Here is a 17,289-nt window from a genome sequence, read left to right as displayed (position 1 = left end):
TAGGAAAAAACAGCTCCTTACCCTTAAAATTACCTATCAACAATAAACCATGCTTATAAAGAGTAGGTATGCTAGCAAATGCCAATTTATTAAAATTTTCTTTTTGGGTATGGCCCTATTTTGCCATGCTCGTCATAGGCTTAACGTTCCCTTCCGACGGTAACCATGGAATGATGACCCCTAAAAGTGGGTTGTTTCTTGGGTGTTTTTGTCTAATGATTTTTTATAGCTTTTTTAGAGTGCGTTTGACAATGCATCAACTTCGCCTCATCTGTTTTGCTTGCATTTCCTTAAGTTTTTTGTTGATTTGGATGTTTATTGGCCATTGGCATAAAAATGAATGGTTAAATAGCGGCTTCGATCAATTTAAAATTTTCTCTATCACTATTGCTACTGTCATCATGACTTTGAATCTGGTGCACGAAGATTTAACGACTAAGGAAAAAATTCTAAAAGTGATTATCTACTCTAATTTTGCCTACTCGACAATTAAAGTGACAGTAGTCGTTCTCCACCTTTTGAAAATTATAGACATGTTTCATTTATTAGACCTTTTAGGGGTTCGTTATATGAGCATGGCCATGCTTCAAGGTAACTTATCCCGCTTGCAAACCTCAGTAGATATTATCACGCCTTTTTTACTGCTTTTCGTATTACAAGGTAATCGATTAAACTTAGGATTAAGCAAAAACTTTAAATGGCTATTTCTGCTAATTACTTTGCCTGCAATCTTTCTTAGTTTCTCACGTTTCCTCTACGGGGTGGTGGGAATAAGTATAATCTTATATGCCTTTACCTTAAACTTTAAAGGATTTTTCAGAATGGCGATTTTAACCACGCTAGTCGCTATTTTAGGGTTAAGTTGGATAGGAATAGAAAAAGTACAAATTCTTATTTATGAGCGCTTTTTTAGCCATGATAACCAGATGTCTGATCAAGTGCGCGTAGATCAGATTAACGCCTTAATGGAAGAGCTTGATATTTATCCTTTATTAGGGAAAGGTCTTGGAGGATATGTGGAAAAGTTAGTAAGAGGGGGAGATTTGCACCATTCTTATGAGGTTCAATGGATTGCTTTTCTCATGCAATTTGGAATCTTAGGCTTTATTATTTTAATGATTCCGGTAGCTATCATTGCTTACAAACTATTTGCGCCGCCCTTTAATCGATTAAAGCTGGCTTTTTTAGGTCTTTTTGGCGTATGGCTTCTCTCTGGGTTTACCAATCCTTTTCTTATTTCCCTAACAAGTGGTATTGTTTACTCCATGTTTCTATTGGTAAGCGATATATTAAAAACACTCTCTCAGCAAGAGAGGGTCCTTGTGAGCTGGTATGATGAGTAAAGTAAAAAGATTGGGTAGAATTTGTACTACATACTTGTGTGTCTCAGCGAGATATTTATTACGCGGCTTTCAAAAAAGATGCTTTTTTTCTTATTTACTCTCTTATTTTAAGCAGCATTTTTTATATATAGAAAAATTTACTAAACATTTAGAGGAAAATATAGAGCTTGAGGATAACCAATCCTTTAAATGGAATAGATTAAAAGAAACTGTTCAAGGATTACATGCTCTTCTACCAGACAATAATAGATTTTATTACTCTATCTTAATTGATGCGACTCAATGCTCTAGAAAATATCTTAAGCAAACACTTAGGACGGCTTTAGATATAACAGCTCCCTATAAAGAAATTTTATTAGCTATTTCCAAAGAGTCTGACAAAGAAATAAAAAAATTACTCAATCATTCCATTCCTAACGAATTGGCAAGCTTAAAAGTATTTAATTTTGAAAAAAATCTTTCTCAAAGTGAGGTAATAAATGCTTTAGCTAGCTTCTCTCAGGGCAATTACTTGTTTATTTTGCCGGTAGGAGATTGGATGAGGCCTGATCTATTCTATCGCTATGAACAAACTCTTAATTTTATGGCTGCAAAGGAGTTTACTGTATTATTCTGTGATGAATATCAAATCGATCATCACTGTATGCCCCTTCCAAAAACTCGTACTCTTAAGCCGCAACGGCCTTGTTTTCCCTATGTGTTTAATGATGATCTAGGACATACTTTGCTTATTCCTAAAAATCTTTGGAAAAAAATTGGAGGATTGCTTAAAGAAAGTGAAGGAATACACACTTTTGATTTACCTTTAAGATTAGAAGCAGCCGGGGCTTTGTTTCATAAAGTACCTTTGCCTCTTTATGCGATTAGAGAAGAAAATAAAATTAAGCAAGAGAGCCACTATTCAACTTTGCCTGCGCTAAGAAATATTCTTAAATCTTTCGAAAATTATTCAAAAAGTAAAAAATTAAACTGGAATTGGACGCCAGGCTATTCCAAATCAAGTGTAAGGGCGATCCCTCAGCTCCTTAGTATTCCTGAAGTGCATGTAATCATGCTTTATAAAGATCATTTCCGTCTCACCTTATCTGCTGTCAATCATATCATGAAGCAAAAAAATGTCCGGGTGAAAATGACTGCCATTGATAATAATAGCCAAGACTTTTCTATAGCAGAAAAATTGAGGGAACTGGGGGTAGAAGTTATTCGAATAGAGGAGCCCTTTAATTATTCACGTTTAAATAATAGGGCGGTTAGGGAAACTAAAATAGCTAAAGATATAGAAAATATCCTTTTTCTTAACAATGATGTAGACTTAGATGCTGACGGTTTAATAGAGATGTGCCGTTGGATCGAACAGCCTGAAATTGGACTAGTCGGTTGCCGCTTAAATTACCCTAATGGCTTATTGCAGCATGGAGGCGTGATTATTGAATCCTCAGGAGCAGCTTTTATGAAATCTTGGCACCATGAAGAGAGGCTAGAAAAATTTCACCACCTTAGGAAAACTAATTTTTTGAAAATATCAGCAGCCGTTACAGCTGCTTGCTGCATGATTAAAAAGAAGACCTTCCTTGAAGTAAACGGATTTGACGAAGTATGGTTCCCTATAGCATTTAGTGACACTGCTTTAGCAGTTAAAGTGCGTGCAAAAGGGCTGCACTGTTTATATACTCCCTTTGCAGTAGGAGTTCATCATGAGAGCATTTCCCGTAAAAAAGTCAATATAGAGGACTATGAAACTTTGTCCTGGGTGCATCGTCGATTTGTTCAGAAATTATGGGAGAATGAAAAAATCCACTTCGAAGACCTTGAAAAGACAGAATATTAGAGGGATTATTAAAAATAAAAATGAGCGAAGATGTTATTTAACTCTTACCTTTTCATCTTTATCTATCTTCCTATAGTGGTAGCAATATTTTTTGTTTGCTGCTATTTTCACCTTAAGAAAGGTGCTCAGCTGTTTTTGCTAATCAGTTCTTTAATCTTTTATGCTTACTGGGATGTGCGGTTTGTTCCTTTATTATGTGCATCCATTCTTTTTAATTATATAGCAGGCAATCAGATATATAATGCTTCTACAAGCCAAGTAAAAAAGCTTTATCTACTATTAAGCTTAACATTCAATCTGGCTCTTTTACTGTATTTTAAATATCTTAATTTTTTTATTAGCAGTGCTAACTATTTTTTATCTTCTGAGATAAAATTATTAGATATCATTCTACCCCTAGGAATCTCTTTTTTTACATTTACTCAAATAGCCTATCTTGTAGATGTTTATCAAGCGAGGGCCGTTCCAGGAGGGTGGTGCTCTTACAGCCTATTCGTAACGGTTTTTCCTCATTTAATCGCAGGACCGGTATTGCACCATAAAGAAATGATTACGCAATTTGACAACCCTGCCAACTATCAATGGTCTAGTTACAATTTTGCCCAAGGAACATTTTTATTCGTCATAGGATTAGCCAAAAAAGTCCTAATTGCTGATGCCATGTATGGATATGTCACCCCGGTTTTTGATCAAAATCAAACTCTAATCCCTTTTTTACAAGCTTGGATAGGGGCCTTAGCTTATTCTATAGAGCTTTATTTTGATTTCTCTGGCTATTCAGATATGGCTGTTGGGCTAGGGCTCTACTTTAATATTCAACTACCGCTTAATTTTAACTCTCCTTATCAAGCCACCTCAATAATTGATTTCTGGCGGCGCTGGCATATCTCGCTCTCTAACTTTTTAAGAGATTATTTATATATACCTTTAGGAGGTAATAGATATGGGGAGACCCGCAAATTAGCTAATTTGTTGCTTACTATGCTCCTTGGTGGGGCCTGGCACGGGGCTAATTGGACCTTTGTGGTGTGGGGGCTCTGCCATGGTTTTTTTCTTATGATTAACCATTTATGGCGTAAGCTTAATATTAAGTTATCACCTCTTCTAGGACAGAGTTTTACTTTTTTCTGCGTGGTAGTGGCTTTTGTTATCTTCCGCTCTCCTGATTTACATAGAGCTTGGATGATATTAAAGGGATTGTTTGGTTATAATGGAGTAATCCTTCCTGAAAAATATGAATATAGCTTAGCCTTTTTGAAAGCTTATGGAGTGACTTTTGAAAGGCTTCATTTTTCCAATGTACGCCTCTACGATTTGCTAAAAATTTTGGCTTGTCTGTTAGCTACCTTATTACTTCCCAATAGCATGTGGTGGAAAGAACGTTTTATTAAATATCCTATCTTATCAGGCTTAAGCTTGAGTGCGATTTTTATTATTTGCCTGATAGATTTGGATGCCGTTACGGAATTTCTTTATTATCAATTCTAATATGCCTGATAAAAACCACTATCTTTTTCTTACTGCTTTTTTCATTGCTACCCTAATTGCTCTTATATCTATTGTCTCTTTTAATTATTTAATAGACCCTTTTGATTACTTTAAGCCTCCTATAATTGTTGGATTTAATGATAAAAAATTAGAGAGCACACAGGAAAGATTTGATAAGGCAGCTAAGATTATAGTTAAAAAGCCGACAGCTATTATGTTAGGATCCTCGCGTGTACGTGCAGGTTTTCCAATAACCTATTATACTCAATTAGCTGGAGGGCAAGCTTATAAGGCAGCTTTTTCCGGAGCTCGCTTTGACGAAATCTTTGGCTACTTTGAACATGCTTTGTATAACCAACCTGATCTAAAAGCAGTTTTTCTTAGTTTAGACTTTTTTGCATTTGCAAGCCAGCTTGAGCCTGTAGCAGAATATAGGGAAGATCGATTGAGAAGGGCTTCTCTCTCTTTTTCCGACTGGGCCCAGTGCTTATTGTCACAACAAACTATTAAATTTAGTTGGTCTACTTTTAAACACAATATAAATCCTAAAAAGCTAGAAGAGGTGGCTGGCTATTATGTTAAGATTGATGAAAATGATTTTATCCTTCTTAATCCAATAATCGTCGAAAACCCTGTGCAATTTTTGAAAGAAGAGAAAAGGTTAATCTTCAATAATTATGAAATTGATGATAAAAAAGTGACTATGTTTAGAAAGCTTGTGCAGAGGTGTCAGGAAAACAATATTGATTTGAAAGTAGTCTTTAGTCCAGCCCATGTTTACTATTGGGAAGCGCTTTATCAATGTAATTGTTGGAAAGCTTTAGAAAATTTGAAACGCCAGCTAAGTGCCATTTACCCTATCTACGATTTCTCCGGCTTCTGCGCTTTTAATCAAGAAGATTTATCAGTAGGTAACTCTAATAGACATTTTTTCGAGGTCTCTCACTTTACCCCTTTGTATGGACAGATTATACTGGATCGTGTGTATGGGAAAGAAAATGGCTGCCAAGAGCAAGAAGCTGGTTTTTTATTAAATCCGCAAACAGTTGAATTACATCTAACAAAAATACGTAAGCAAAGAGATGACTGGATAGAAAAAAATTTTGACTTGGTTATTTGGCTGCAAAATCAACTGAATATTTAGGAGAGGGCGGCTTTAATCGTTTAAAGAAACTATAGCTATAGGTTCTAAAAAGGGAATTGCCTTTCCGAAAGCTCTCTCTCCTTAAAGAGAGGTTAGGATGATGTAAATGATGACGTAAGAAGTGGCTCAAAGAGCGTATTATAAAGCAGTAGCTCAAGAGGTTTTGTCTTCGCCATGCCTCTTTTTAGATTCTTTTCCTATCCAACCTACCTCAAATCTTTTATAGCCTCTTCGTCTATTTATTTAATGTTCTTTTGAGAAACTATATAAACTTTTTTATATACCCGTGATTTCTCACCACATTTCAGAATAATAGAATTTTTGGTAAGGAGGCCCTAAACATCTAAGAATAATTCTATGGCGTTCTTTCAGATTGGTAATTTGCAATTTTTTATGGTCAATAAAGACCATATGTAGGCCTAGGAAACAGAAAAACACCCAGCGTGTAGTTGGCTTTTGTGTAGGTTTCTTAAGCTGATTTAAGAAGTTCTCACCATTTTCTCGCAATTTTTCTCGAATTTTATATTCAAGCGCAGAATAGACTAAAAGGCATAGAGTCATTACCATTAAAAGAGCTTCAATTCTTTCTGGCTTTTTTAGAAAGAAAGAAGAGACTAGGAAGTCAGGGCTTTTCAAAAACCTAAATCCTCTTTCTACACTTTGCTGTGCTTTATATGTTTTCAATAACTCTTGAGCAGGAAAAGAAGTTACGTCCATGTCATTAGTCGCTAAGATGAAAAACCCTTTACTTCTCTCTAACTCTGCTTTGTTAAGCAAAGAGCAGGCTACTGTACCTTCTAGGCGATAGCTAAGTATAGAAGGTGCTTGCCCAGCTTTTGGTCGACCAGATGTAGTATGCTTTTGAATGGCTATAACTTGAGGTTCTATAATTTGTATATATTTAAGCTTTTTTGCAAACTTATCTAATTGACGCTTAGCATCGTTTGGGCATGAAAACTCTTGCTTTATAAACTTAAAGAAAGCTTTAGATTCTTTTTCACTGCCCTTAAGATAATGCTTGGCTAAAGTGCGGCATTCTCTTTGATAGGCTGCTTGACTAAAAATAACTACCCATCTTTGTTCAACACCGGCATAGCAGGAGGTACTCTCAAAAGCTCGATAGCCTTCTGCTATTTCTACCGTCTTGTCGTAAGTTACTTGGAATATGAGCTCTTTAGCCTCTTTGATTTGCATGGGCACACGCGTGACAAATAAGCTTTGTTCTTCTTTGAAAACCTGTAAGGTGGCTGGCGTATAAAGAGCACTGTCTCCTACTATATAGCGATTCTCTACGGCTTGCCGAAAGCTTTTAAGGTGTTCGCCAACAATTTGCGTAAAGGCGGTTTTATCGCTGCTATTGCCATCGGCGGCTTGCATGTATAAAGGGATATTGCCTTCATTGGAAGTGATAAGCTGCAAGACGGCTTGATTTAAATCAGGCCTGTGGTCTCTACTGTAGCCTTGCACTAGGCGAATGCATGCTTCTCCTTGTTCTAATAGGCTCTCATAGTTTCCATCTACATGAAAACTTGTTGCATCCAAATGTAAACTTTTTACTTGGATACCAAGCACTTTGATCGTATGCAGAGCTATCTTAGTAAAAAGCTCGGTCACTCCCAATTCAAATAACTTATCCAGCGCTCTGCCTAAAACATTATCATCAATTTGCTCAGGGATAACTGGCGTACCTAGCAAATGATCGATGGGTTTGTCTTCAAAGTACTCAGAATACATGTAAAGCGTCCGGCTTACAAATCCTAATCCATTTAAAATCATGCATTTAACAGCTTGCCCATAGGTTAAATGCTTATTCTTCGCCTGGTTACCTACTGCTTGATCAATAAGGTCAACTAACCCTATCTCCTCACACATTCCAGCTACCAATCCTAAATGATCGACGTTTTGTGTATCTATCTGCATAACTTTTAGTCGTTTAGTTTAATCCCTTAAAGAAAACATCTTACTCGATTAGTCTTCAAAATTCCTAATTATTTTTTTTGCTGAGGAATGTAAGATATACTATGTTTTATTGGCGTAAAAAGTTTCGATGGGCTTTTTCCCAGGAATAAAATACTTTTGTTTGGGTCTCCATATCGTAACGTACTTGGATGCTAATATAAGGGTAAGGATGGCGATTATCAAAATTACGCCCCTCCTTTTTTTTGAAAAGCTTTACAAACACTTCTTTATTCATCCAGGGTAGCGTAGAGACATTCGTATCTTGCTTTTCATAACGGCTAAACTCTTGAAAATCTTTTAATCCTTTATATTTAGGTGTTTCCGAATAATAGTGATGAATAAGCTTAATAATTTCTGCTGGTTTATCTTCCCACCCCTGAACATAAAAAGAGACCTCTGCCCCAATCATATGTTTAGATGACTGGTTTTCTATAGAATCATCTACATAGATATTATGCTGAGGACAGCGATGGCCCGAGGTAATGACAATCTTTTTACCTGATTTATGCTGGAGGTAATTAAGCAAATTAATTAGAATAGGGTAGACAAATTCCTTATCATTATGCAAAGGCAAACTATGACGTTCCGCTCCTCCACAGTCGAAAAAACGTAAGGTCTCTTGCTTGCGTTGAACGACATGCGGAGGATTAAGGCTACTGCCTTTACAACGAAAATATTCTTTGGTAATAGAATGAAAAGAGTTGTTCTCCCAGGAATATAGAATTGGAGCTGATTGAGTAGCAGGCTCGGGTTTAAAAAGATATTCGTTGTGGCGGCGATAGATATATTCTCCTATTGCATTTTGTAGGCGTGCTCGTTCACTTTCTGCTTCTTCAGAGAAAAAACAGCCGCTAAGAAAAAAGGCTAGAAGGAAAGTTAAAACAACAGAAAAGTATTTCATATGAATAAATTAACTAAAATTGGAATCATTAGCTTATGCATTGGATAGATGATTATCAACTGTTTCTTTTCGATTTCGATGGTTTATTAGTTAATACCGAAGAAATTCATTTTAAAGCCTATCAGTACATGTGTAAGAAATATGGTTTTAATCTTGACTGGAGCTTTGCACGCTATTGCCAAGCAGCTCATTATCATGCGGAGGGCTTAAAGGAAGAAATTTATCGCGAGCTGCCCGCCCTTTATGAAGTAGAGCCTAACTGGGATGTTCTGTATGCATGTAAAAGAGAAAAAGTGATTGAACTTTTACACCAGGATATTCAACTTATGCCGGGAGTGCAGGAACTGCTAGAGGCTTTAAACAAAGCTAATATCAAGCGTTGTGTGGTTACTCATTCTCCGCAGGCGCTTGTGGATACTGTTCGCTGTCAGCTTCCTATCCTCAATACCATCCCTTATTGGTTTACCCGCGAATTTTACACTCACCCTAAACCTCATCCAGAAAGCTACCTTACTGCTATCAAACAACTTGCCGATTACCAAGATAATATTATTGGCTTTGAAGATACTCCAAGAGGTATTAAAGCTCTCTTGCAAACTTCTGCTCAGCCGGTGCTCGTTTCAAAAGCTGCTTATGATAACCTCCCTTCAAATGTGATTCGTGTCGTCGACTTTAACGTCTTAAATAATTCGCAAAAGCTAGAAAGTCTAGGGCTCTAGCTTAATACTTTTGCATGCTCGCATTTTTTACTGGTATCTACCTTTTCTCTTAAAAATATTTAATAAATTCTTTGCTTCTATCGAGCGGCCAGCTAGTAATCACTTTGTTTTTAATAAAACTATTAGTTTTTCCCAATTAATCATTCTAGTCCCATATCCGCGCATTCCTTTAATGGCGCTAGCAAGCTATCTAAAGTTTCATCTTCTTGCCATTTACCTAGCCACCGATGAGTAGCAGATCTTGATTCCCATTCGGTCCTCTGGGAAGATCCCACCAACGTGACCCTGTAATCAAAATTCAAAATAAGCTGTCACAGATTTTTCTCCAGGGATTATGAGGCTTTCCCTTTAAATTTTTCGAAGAGCTTTGTGGCAAAAGCGGTTGTAAAATTCTCCATTGAGTATCTGTAAGGCCTTCAAAACTTTCTGGCATATGTCTTCTCCTTCTTAAAAAAAGAACACCTCACACATTTAAATTCTTCACTATTATCAGGATAGGTTAATGATTTAAATAAAGTTTTAAAAGCTATATTTTTCTTTAATATAACCTTGCTCTTCAAGCAGATGCTATAGCAAATAAAAGGAAAAGTTAATATTCATGAACCTTGATAAACATCAAAAGATATTTATCCAAGCTTTAGTTTTTTTCTACAATCTCCTAATTAGCATTGTCATCTTTTTTAGGACCACTAGGCGATTGTAATTACATACTTTTGAGCAGCTCTTTATGCAAGCAAAGCTCAATAATAAGCTTTTAAAAATAATAAGTTAGTATGTAAAAACACCTATTTTTTTATATCGTGAAAGTTAACCTTATTTTAACAATTATTTTTTTATGCAAATAGTTATTTTAAATATTTAACTATTTATTTATTTTCTCAGGTGTATTTTCTTTAAGTTTTCATTCAAAGTCATTTTTAGACTTTTTCTATTTTTCTTTTATTTTTTATCTAATTATTTTTTAAATATAAATTATTAATAAATAATAAAATGCAACTTATTTTATAAAGTTTATTTTGTGTTTAAAACAATTGTTTTTAATTATATATTGTTAATAATATATAATTAAAAAATAGTTAAAATGTAAAAGAATTCTTATTAATGATCGTTAAGTTAGAAGAAAGGAGAAAGTAATGATACCTTTACGAAAAACATTATTAAGTGGCGTAGGGCAGCATAATGCTCTGTCCCATACTTGTAAGGCTATAACTAAAAGTACTTTAGAAGTTCACCGTATCATGTTGCGCACAAGTATTCTTTATTCTCGATCTTACTCTACGGGTCTCTCACTCCCCACAGCAGCTCGTCGTCATACCATCCAAGAGATTGGTAAGGAGAGGTCTAGTTGCGATTCTAAGGTGCAATGGGCTGCTCATTTTCACCAGTCTACAAAAAGCTCCCACCAACCGACGCAGAGCGTAAAAGAGAGGTTACCTGTTGTCATTGCCATAAAAAAAGCTTTAAAAGTTCATGGGGCTTGTATTGTACATGGTGCGCCGGGAACCGGTAAATCTGAGCAAATTCGCTTAGCGGTTAAAGATCCTACAACATTTGATCTAAAAAAGAGGTTTCTTACTTCCTATTTCGAATTGCATGAAAGCACTGGCCAAGAGCAAGAACATCTATGGTGCGAGGGTTATTATGAGCTAAAAGGCCATGAATTAAAATGGTTGCAGGATAATTATGAAAGTATCAAAAAAGGCCTATTAGAATCTTCTTCTGATACTATTCTTTTAGATGAATTTGACCTCGTTAACACTGCTTCCTTAGAAGGAGAAGCCTTAGAAATAGCCGAGCTAATAGCAAATTTAGCACAAGAATTACAGAAAGAAGGAAAAAAAGTGGTTTTAGTCTTGCATGAGCAAGGATTAGGTTCTCCCTCTTTTCTTGAAAGTCTTAATGAAAAAGGAATAATTAAGGCGCCAGGTGCCATGGTTCAGACAGATTTTATATCTGAAGAAGACCAAGAAGCTATTTTAGAGCTAATGAAGCTTTCAACAGAAGAAAAATTAAAGGCTTTAGGATATGTACAAGGAGCGCCAGGAGCTTATGTTAAATTTTTACAAAGGTTAGAACAAGGAGAACCAGTAGAACAGAAGTATAAAGATTTTCTCATAGAAGCTCACTCAACTATAATAAGTAATTTAGCGGTCATGGAGAAAATTTATCCTGAAATTTACACAACATTGCTAGCTATTTCCTCATCTTCTCTTCAGCAAAGGATCCGAGAATTAAATGAAATAACTGCTGATAAAAAACAAGAGTTATTGAAAACTAGAATGGTAAGAAATGTAGATGGTAAGCTGGTCTTACCCTTCCTAGTTTGCGATGTGCTACAAGACCAAGCCATCAGAAAGGATGTGGGGGTCCTTCAGCTGAATAGGAAGATCTTAAAACTTCTAGAGGAAGAACAGCTAACTGATAAGGTTGCTCAAAACTTACGTATGGCTGCCCATCATGCGGATAAATATGCAGGGAGCCATTCTTTAATTTTATTGGAAGGCGTACAAGGGGTGATCCCGAATAAAGCTTCTCTGGTAAGGGAAGCTTGGAAGGAGCGAAAAGAAATAATTGCCCGCAAGATAAATCTAGAAAAAGGCTATCAGACTGAAAGAAGTTCTTCAGCCCATCTATCCTGGATAAATGATGCTTCCACGATTACAGAATTGCACAATAGCGCTTTGGAAGTAAAAAGCGAGTTTTTAGCAATGGTAGCAGCTACTTGCCAGGAAAGTGGTGTTCACTCTTTTCATGGAGACGCAAACCAATTTCTTATCAAAAACCAAGAAAGTATGACTAGGAAAGCTAGCCTATGGGTAGGCAATGGGGCAGATTTTTTAGGAGCGCTAAAGAAGTTGAATGACACCATACGTACTACCTTTATTGCCAACAATATAGATGAGATGCGCCAAGCTATTCATATATTTGCCAAAGAATCTCGAAAAAGAGGATATGAAATAGTCTTTTCTAATAAGTTTAAAGAAGATTATTCCAGTGGCTATGTGGGTATTCATGCAAAGGTTTACTTAAAAACACCGTATACTGGAAAAAGAATTATGGGAGAAGTTCAGTTCCATTTTCTTCAAGTTCATGATGGCACAAATGAATCCATTAAAGAGATGTCCCATCGCTTCTTAGATCAGGTCATGCGCAAGTTAGAAGATAATGCTTCACGTGAGAAAATTTTAGAAAGTACTGGCTTATCTAATCCAAGGAGCGTAATTAAAATGTGTGAGCAGGTACAATTAAATTTATTTGGAGCAGGAATAGATCAAATAAAAATAGGATAAAGGAGATTAGCTATGGATTGGCGTTATTATGTTACCCCAGCATTTATTGCACGTACTACAGAAGGAACAGTAGAAATTCGTCGACTGGATACGGATCAATGGGAAGACAAGTCATTCAATCAAGATATTTTCCATCTAATTGAACAAGATGGCTATAGTGTGCCAGAGGCAGAAGCTCTAACTATCCATGAAAAATATAAGACTCTTCTCAATCATTAAAAAAATTACTTCTTTTTTAAGAGATTAAGAAAGAGATGCGAGGGGATTGTGGTGGGTTGAGAATAAATTGTCAAGCTACGACAAGCTAAGGCAGGAGGTGTAGGGGAAATACTAAAAGAATCTTCTTGGATAGAGCGAATTAAATGACTGTTAGTAACGGGAATCCATCCGTCGGGAGTTTGCTCCTCGTAACCTCCTTGCGGATGGGACCGAAAAAGCCTTCCTGTAGGGTGCCGGTAAAGAGGCATTGCGGTAGAAGTAGAATGAATAGTCATAAATCTTTCTTTTGTAATATTTAGCTTAATTTAACTTTGTTGCTCTGTCTTTCTTTAGATAAGCTAAAGGACAGCTAACAGACTAAGTTAATAGGTTAATAAAAATTTAAACCATTTGCAGCACGTGGAAAAAGCTAGTTGATCTTCTATAAATCTTAAAAGTAAAAGCTACTTTATGTCAAATTTTATGAGTAGTAGCTCAGCCTGCAACTTAAAATTTTCATGATAAATAGCTTGATAAACGCGCGTTATCGGATAAGAAAACATCCTAAAGCAGCTTCAAATTATACCTAGGCTGTAAGCCAACTCATTAACTTTTGTTTCTCTATGCAAGTCAATTGAATGCAGGGCTTACATGGTTCGTAAGCATAAGTCACTATTAGATTGATAAAAAAATTTCAAGGGCTACGATGTCGATGATGTTCGATTTGGCAAGAGTTTTTCAATTTATTGTTAACGCTTTCAACTACTCCCCTCTTTCTTAATAAAATCTTATCCACCAATGGACATTAGCTTGTTATTCATATTCTTTCTAAGCCCAGTAATAATTTCTAAGTCCTTGCTGTAAAGCTTGATAAACAATAGGGAAGAGATGCATCCCTTGTCGCAAACATTTTGCCAAAAATGTTTCTAGACAGACCACAAACAGGGGTCTCCACATTTTCTGGCGTTAACATATAAACAAGAATTTCCCCTTTATCATTAATAATTAAATGTAGTTTGAATCCATAAAAGCACCCTGTAGAGGTTTTTCCTCTTTTTGCTATCTTTTTAAAAACTTGGCAGGGATTGGATGCGACAAGTATGGCATACTGTCAATAGAGTAGAAGTGATAAATGACAAGAAGTTTCTCTCTTTTTCGGCAGATTGCTAGGCTGGGAGAACAACCTTTCTTGGCAGGAAGAAGCTAGGCGTATTGCATTCCATCATGCGGTAGAAGAATTAAAACATTGCGCCAAAAAGAGCTGTTTTTCTCAAATAAGGCAAAGAATCAATCTCATTCTTTTAATCAAATCAAAATTGCCGTGTCACTTAATCGCCAGAACCTGTGGCTGCTCCTAAATGCTTAGAAGGTATCCGCCCTTTCCTTGAATCTATCTGAAAAAAGCGAGGTAGATTATCTGTGAGTTGTTTTTCATTGATAAGGATACGAATTGTTTTGACTTGCTTTTTTAATTTTTTTATATTGTTTTTAAAAAATAAACATGCTGAAAAGTTATTACTACCCAAGGAAATAAAATGCATCCTATCTCATCGGCATCTATTGAAAGCTTGCCCAATGAATTGCTGCTCCCTATCTTAGAGGCTTGCGTAGTTCCTTCCTTATTTAGCGTCTGTAAAAGATGGCATCATCTGCTAGCTTCTGAAGTCATGCTCCCTCTTTATAAGCAAATAGGTAAAGTGCATGTTCCTCAAGGAAATGTTAAGGAGCAGGCTCTTATTGTAGATAGGATTTATAAGCTAGAAGAAAAGCTTTCTGAAACAGCAAAGGTAAATGCAATCTTTAGGCAAATCTTTACTTTAGCCAAGTCTCTTTCAACTTTAGAATTTAAAGTGCAAATAGAAGAAAAAAGATACCTTACTCTGGCTAATTACTCTTCCTATCTTGTAAATATTAATCGCCTTTTACTGTGGAAGAACCTTCGTGGTGGGGAAGAATACTTGAGCCGAGAAGAAATTAAGCACTTACCTCTAGAAAAAAAAGGAGAGCTTCTTAGAGAGTGGATTGAAGAAAATTGTAAAAACATCACATCTTTGGATTTATCTAGATCAGGCTTGATTTATTTATCCTCAGAAATAGGCCAATTGTCTCAGCTGAAAACGCTTGAATTAAATGAAAGCCAGCTCACCGCTCTGCCTGCAGAGATCGGCCAATTGTCTCAGCTGCAAATGCTTGACTTAAGAGAAAACCAACTCACCAGTCTGCCTGTAGAAATCGGGCAGCTGTCTAATCTGCGACATCTTTACTTAAATCAAAACCAGCTCTCCAGCCTTCCTACAGAACTCGGCCAATTGACTCAGCTGCGAGAGCTTTGCTTAAGCCAAAACCAGCTCACCGCTCTGCCTGTAGGAATCGGGCAGTTGTCTGAGCTGCAAGGGCTTGACTTAAATCAAAACCAGCTCACCAGCCTTCCTACAGAAATTGGACAGTTATCTCAGCTGCAAACGCTTAACTTAAGCCAAAACCAGCTCACCGCTCTGCCTGCAGAAATCGGACAGCTGCCTCAGCTGCAATGGCTTGATTTAATTCAAAACCAGCTCACCAGCCTTCCTGTAGAAATCGGGCAGTTGTCTGAGCTGCAATGGCTTTACTTAAATCAAAACCAGCTCACCAGTCTTCCTGCAGAAATCGGGCAGCTGTCTCAGCTTACCAAGCTTGGATTAGCGGAAAATCCTTTGAAAGATATTGCAGAAAAAATAAGGCAGCGTTTTCAATTGTAGAATGGTTGTAAGTACTTCTTAAATTGTGGTGGGCTAAAATGAAATAAAAAACTTTTAGCCATCTTATCTTTAAACAAGTCATCCGCTTTTCTTCCCGCAACTAAGTAACTTAAGCTAACCTACACCTTTATAATGACAAGAAGTTTCTCTCTTTTTCTGCAGATTGCTAGGCTGGGAGAACAACTTTTCTTGACAGGAAGAAGCTGGGCGTATTGTATTCCATCATTCAGTAGAAAAATTAAAACATTGCGCCAGTAAAGAGCTGTTTTTCTCAAATAAGACAAAGAATCAATCTCATTCTTTTAGCCAAATCAAAATTGCCGCGTCACTTAATCGCCAGAACCTGTGTCTGCTCCTAAATGCTTAGAAGGTCTCCACCCTTTCCTTGGATCTATCTGAAATAAAAGCGTGGTAGATCATCTGTGGGTTGCTTTTCCATTGATAAGGATACGAATTGGTTTGACTTGCTTTTTTAATTTTTTTATATTGCCTTTAAAAAATAAAAATGCTGAAAAGTCGTCACTACCCAAGGAAATAAAATGCATCCTATCTCTTCGGCATCTATTGAAAGCTTGCCCAATGAATTGCTGCTCCCTATCTTAGAGGCTTGCGTAGCTCCTCCCTTATTTAGCGTCTGTAAAAGATGGAGTCACCTGTTAGCTACTGAAGTCATGCCTTCTCTTTATAAACAAATAGGTAAAGTGCATGCTCCTCAAGGAAATGTTAAGGAACAGGCTCTTATTGTAGATAAGATTTATAAGCTAGAAGAAAAGCTTTCTGAAACAGCAAAGGTAAATGCAATCTTTAGGCAAATCTTTACTTTAGCCAAATCTTTTTCAACTTTAGAATTTAAAGCGCAAATAGAAGAAAAGAGGTATCTTACTCTGGCTAACTACTCTTCCTATCTTCTAAATATTAATCGCCTTTTACTTTGGAAAAGACTTCCTGGTGGGGAAGAATACTTGAGCCGAGAAGAAATTAAGCACTTACCTCTAGAAAAAAAGGAGAGCTTCTTAGAGATTGGATTGAAGAAAATTGTAAAAACATTACGGCTTTAGATTTATCTGGAGTAGGCTTGACTTATTTACCCTCAGAAATTAAGCAGCTGTCTCAGCTGCTAAACCTTTACTTAAATCAAAACCAGCTCTCCAGCCTTCCTGGAGAAATCGGGCAATTGTCTCAGCTGCGAGTGCTTTACTTAAACCGAAACCAGCTCACCGCTCTGCCTATAGAAATTGGGCAGCTGTCACAGCTTCAAGTGCTTGACTTAAATCAAAACCAGCTCACCAGTCTGCCTGGAGAAATCGGGCAACTGTTTCAGCTGCAAAGGCTTAAGTTAATCCAAAACCAGCTCACCAGCCTTCCTGCAGAAATCGGGCAGATGTCTCAGCTGAAAGAGCTTGACTTAAACCAAAACCAGCTCACCAGCCTTCCTGCAGAAATCGGGCAGATGTCTCAGCTGAAAGAGCTTGACTTAAACCAAAACCAGCTCACCAGCTTGCCTGGGGAAATCGGGCAACTGTCTCAGCTGAAAAAGCTTTACTTAAACCAAAACCAGCTCACCAGCCTTCCTGCAGAAATCGGGCAGATGTCTCAGCTTACAAAGCTTGAATTAGCGGAAAATCCTTTGAAAGATATTGTAGAAAAAATAAGGCAGCGTTTTCGCTTGTAGGATGGCCAT

Annotated in this window: 15 protein-coding genes and 1 pseudogene; 10 read left to right on the top strand and 6 right to left on the bottom strand. The window is 36.8% G+C overall.

Annotated features, from left to right (window positions below):
* Window positions 1-68 precede the first annotated feature (68 nt).
* The 4 genes from DB41_RS08725 to DB41_RS08710 are packed head-to-tail and all read left to right on the top strand — an operon-like array spanning window position 69 to window position 5,803.
* Window positions 69-1,343 carry a hypothetical protein gene (locus tag DB41_RS08725; protein WP_039386398.1) on the top strand — a complete coding sequence of 425 codons (1,275 nt, stop codon included), beginning with the start codon at window positions 69-71 and terminating at the stop codon, window positions 1,341-1,343.
* Window positions 1,333-3,171: a glycosyltransferase gene (locus DB41_RS08720; RefSeq protein WP_155117645.1), complete on the top strand. Its 1,839-nt coding sequence runs from the start codon at window positions 1,333-1,335 to the stop codon at window positions 3,169-3,171. Before DB41_RS08725 ends, DB41_RS08720 begins: the two co-directional genes overlap by 11 nt.
* A 30-nt stretch (window positions 3,172-3,201) precedes the next feature.
* Window positions 3,202-4,659, top strand: a complete 1,458-nt coding sequence (locus DB41_RS08715) for an MBOAT family protein (protein ID WP_039386394.1) — start codon at window positions 3,202-3,204, stop codon at window positions 4,657-4,659.
* Window positions 4,625-5,803: a hypothetical protein gene (locus tag DB41_RS08710; RefSeq protein WP_155117644.1), complete on the top strand. Its 1,179-nt coding sequence runs from the start codon at window positions 4,625-4,627 to the stop codon at window positions 5,801-5,803. Before DB41_RS08715 ends, DB41_RS08710 begins: the two co-directional genes overlap by 35 nt.
* A 294-nt stretch (window positions 5,804-6,097) precedes the next feature.
* Here DB41_RS08710 and DB41_RS08705 read toward each other — a convergent pair whose 3' ends face one another.
* Complete coding sequence (locus DB41_RS08705; RefSeq protein WP_039386391.1) at window positions 6,098-7,723, bottom strand: IS1634 family transposase; 1,626 nt, start codon at window positions 7,721-7,723, stop codon at window positions 6,098-6,100.
* A gap of 106 nt (window positions 7,724-7,829) precedes the next feature.
* Window positions 7,830-8,663, bottom strand: a complete 834-nt coding sequence (locus DB41_RS08700) for a D-Ala-D-Ala carboxypeptidase family metallohydrolase (RefSeq protein WP_039386389.1) — start codon at window positions 8,661-8,663, stop codon at window positions 7,830-7,832.
* Between the two features lie 35 nt (window positions 8,664-8,698).
* On the opposite strand from DB41_RS08700, the gene DB41_RS08695 reads away from it, so the two are divergent.
* From DB41_RS08695 to DB41_RS08680, 3 genes are all read left to right on the top strand, one after another.
* Window positions 8,699-9,382, top strand: a complete 684-nt coding sequence (locus DB41_RS08695) for an HAD family phosphatase (RefSeq protein WP_052244055.1) — start codon at window positions 8,699-8,701, stop codon at window positions 9,380-9,382.
* Between the two features lie 1,133 nt (window positions 9,383-10,515).
* On the top strand, window positions 10,516-12,672 hold the full coding sequence (locus tag DB41_RS08685; RefSeq protein WP_039386385.1) for a hypothetical protein: 2,157 nt from the start codon (window positions 10,516-10,518) through the stop codon (window positions 12,670-12,672).
* Between the two features lie 12 nt (window positions 12,673-12,684).
* Window positions 12,685-12,891: a hypothetical protein gene (locus DB41_RS08680; protein ID WP_039386384.1), complete on the top strand. Its 207-nt coding sequence runs from the start codon at window positions 12,685-12,687 to the stop codon at window positions 12,889-12,891.
* A 5-nt stretch (window positions 12,892-12,896) separates the two neighbouring features.
* Here DB41_RS08680 and DB41_RS08675 read toward each other — a convergent pair whose 3' ends face one another.
* From DB41_RS08675 to DB41_RS08670, 4 genes and pseudogenes are all read right to left on the bottom strand, one after another.
* Complete coding sequence (locus DB41_RS08675; RefSeq protein WP_039386383.1) at window positions 12,897-13,166, bottom strand: hypothetical protein; 270 nt, start codon at window positions 13,164-13,166, stop codon at window positions 12,897-12,899.
* A gap of 398 nt (window positions 13,167-13,564) precedes the next feature.
* Window positions 13,565-13,666, bottom strand: coding sequence for a transposase (locus DB41_RS13065; protein WP_162180944.1), 102 nt, complete (start codon window positions 13,664-13,666; stop codon window positions 13,565-13,567).
* A pseudogene (locus tag DB41_RS13060) lies at window positions 13,659-13,972 on the bottom strand (transposase). Before DB41_RS13060 ends, DB41_RS13065 begins: the two are co-directional and overlap by 8 nt.
* 226 nt (window positions 13,973-14,198) lie before the next feature.
* Window positions 14,199-14,411, bottom strand: a complete 213-nt coding sequence (locus DB41_RS08670; protein ID WP_039386381.1) for a hypothetical protein — start codon at window positions 14,409-14,411, stop codon at window positions 14,199-14,201.
* On the opposite strand from DB41_RS08670, the gene DB41_RS08665 reads away from it, so the two are divergent.
* The 3 genes from DB41_RS08665 to DB41_RS08655 all read left to right on the top strand — a co-directional run bounded on the left by DB41_RS08665 (window position 14,406) and on the right by DB41_RS08655 (window position 17,280).
* Window positions 14,406-15,608: a leucine-rich repeat domain-containing protein gene (locus DB41_RS08665; protein WP_052244054.1), complete on the top strand. Its 1,203-nt coding sequence runs from the start codon at window positions 14,406-14,408 to the stop codon at window positions 15,606-15,608. The genes DB41_RS08670 and DB41_RS08665 overlap by 6 nt on opposite strands.
* Before the next feature lie 539 nt (window positions 15,609-16,147).
* The gene (locus DB41_RS08660) at window positions 16,148-16,666 is read left to right on the top strand and encodes a hypothetical protein (protein WP_039386379.1); all 519 of its coding nucleotides are present in this window, start codon (window positions 16,148-16,150) and stop codon (window positions 16,664-16,666) included.
* A gap of 17 nt (window positions 16,667-16,683) precedes the next feature.
* Entirely contained in the window at window positions 16,684-17,280 is a 597-nt protein-coding gene (locus DB41_RS08655) for a leucine-rich repeat domain-containing protein (protein WP_052244053.1), read from the top strand.
* Window positions 17,281-17,289: the final 9 nt, after the last annotated feature.

Origin of the sequence: Neochlamydia sp. TUME1, assembly GCF_000813645.1 — a bacterium.
Classification (GTDB): Bacteria; Chlamydiota; Chlamydiia; order Chlamydiales; family Parachlamydiaceae; genus Neochlamydia.
This window is presented reverse-complemented; position numbering and strand designations above follow the sequence as displayed.

What these genes read in the sequence shown, in the direction of transcription:
- DB41_RS08670 (WP_039386381.1), bottom strand. Translation starts at nt 14,411, where the DNA reads ATGCATTTTATTTCCTTGGGTAGTAATAACTTTTCAGCATGTTTATTT.
- DB41_RS08710 (WP_155117644.1), top strand. Translation starts at nt 4,625, where the DNA reads ATGCCGTTACGGAATTTCTTTATTATCAATTCTAATATGCCTGATAAA.
- DB41_RS08705 (WP_039386391.1), bottom strand. Translation starts at nt 7,723, where the DNA reads ATGCAGATAGATACACAAAACGTCGATCATTTAGGATTGGTAGCTGGA.
- DB41_RS08695 (WP_052244055.1), top strand. Translation starts at nt 8,699, where the DNA reads ATGCATTGGATAGATGATTATCAACTGTTTCTTTTCGATTTCGATGGT.
- DB41_RS08665 (WP_052244054.1), top strand. Translation starts at nt 14,406, where the DNA reads ATGCATCCTATCTCATCGGCATCTATTGAAAGCTTGCCCAATGAATTG.
- DB41_RS08660 (WP_039386379.1), top strand. Translation starts at nt 16,148, where the DNA reads ATGCATCCTATCTCTTCGGCATCTATTGAAAGCTTGCCCAATGAATTG.
- DB41_RS08715 (WP_039386394.1), top strand. Translation starts at nt 3,202, where the DNA reads ATGTTATTTAACTCTTACCTTTTCATCTTTATCTATCTTCCTATAGTG.
- DB41_RS08725 (WP_039386398.1), top strand. Translation starts at nt 69, where the DNA reads ATGCTAGCAAATGCCAATTTATTAAAATTTTCTTTTTGGGTATGGCCC.
- DB41_RS08685 (WP_039386385.1), top strand. Translation starts at nt 10,516, where the DNA reads ATGATACCTTTACGAAAAACATTATTAAGTGGCGTAGGGCAGCATAAT.
- DB41_RS08700 (WP_039386389.1), bottom strand. Translation starts at nt 8,663, where the DNA reads ATGAAATACTTTTCTGTTGTTTTAACTTTCCTTCTAGCCTTTTTTCTT.
- DB41_RS08675 (WP_039386383.1), bottom strand. Translation starts at nt 13,166, where the DNA reads ATGACTATTCATTCTACTTCTACCGCAATGCCTCTTTACCGGCACCCT.
- DB41_RS08720 (WP_155117645.1), top strand. Translation starts at nt 1,333, where the DNA reads ATGATGAGTAAAGTAAAAAGATTGGGTAGAATTTGTACTACATACTTG.
- DB41_RS08680 (WP_039386384.1), top strand. Translation starts at nt 12,685, where the DNA reads ATGGATTGGCGTTATTATGTTACCCCAGCATTTATTGCACGTACTACA.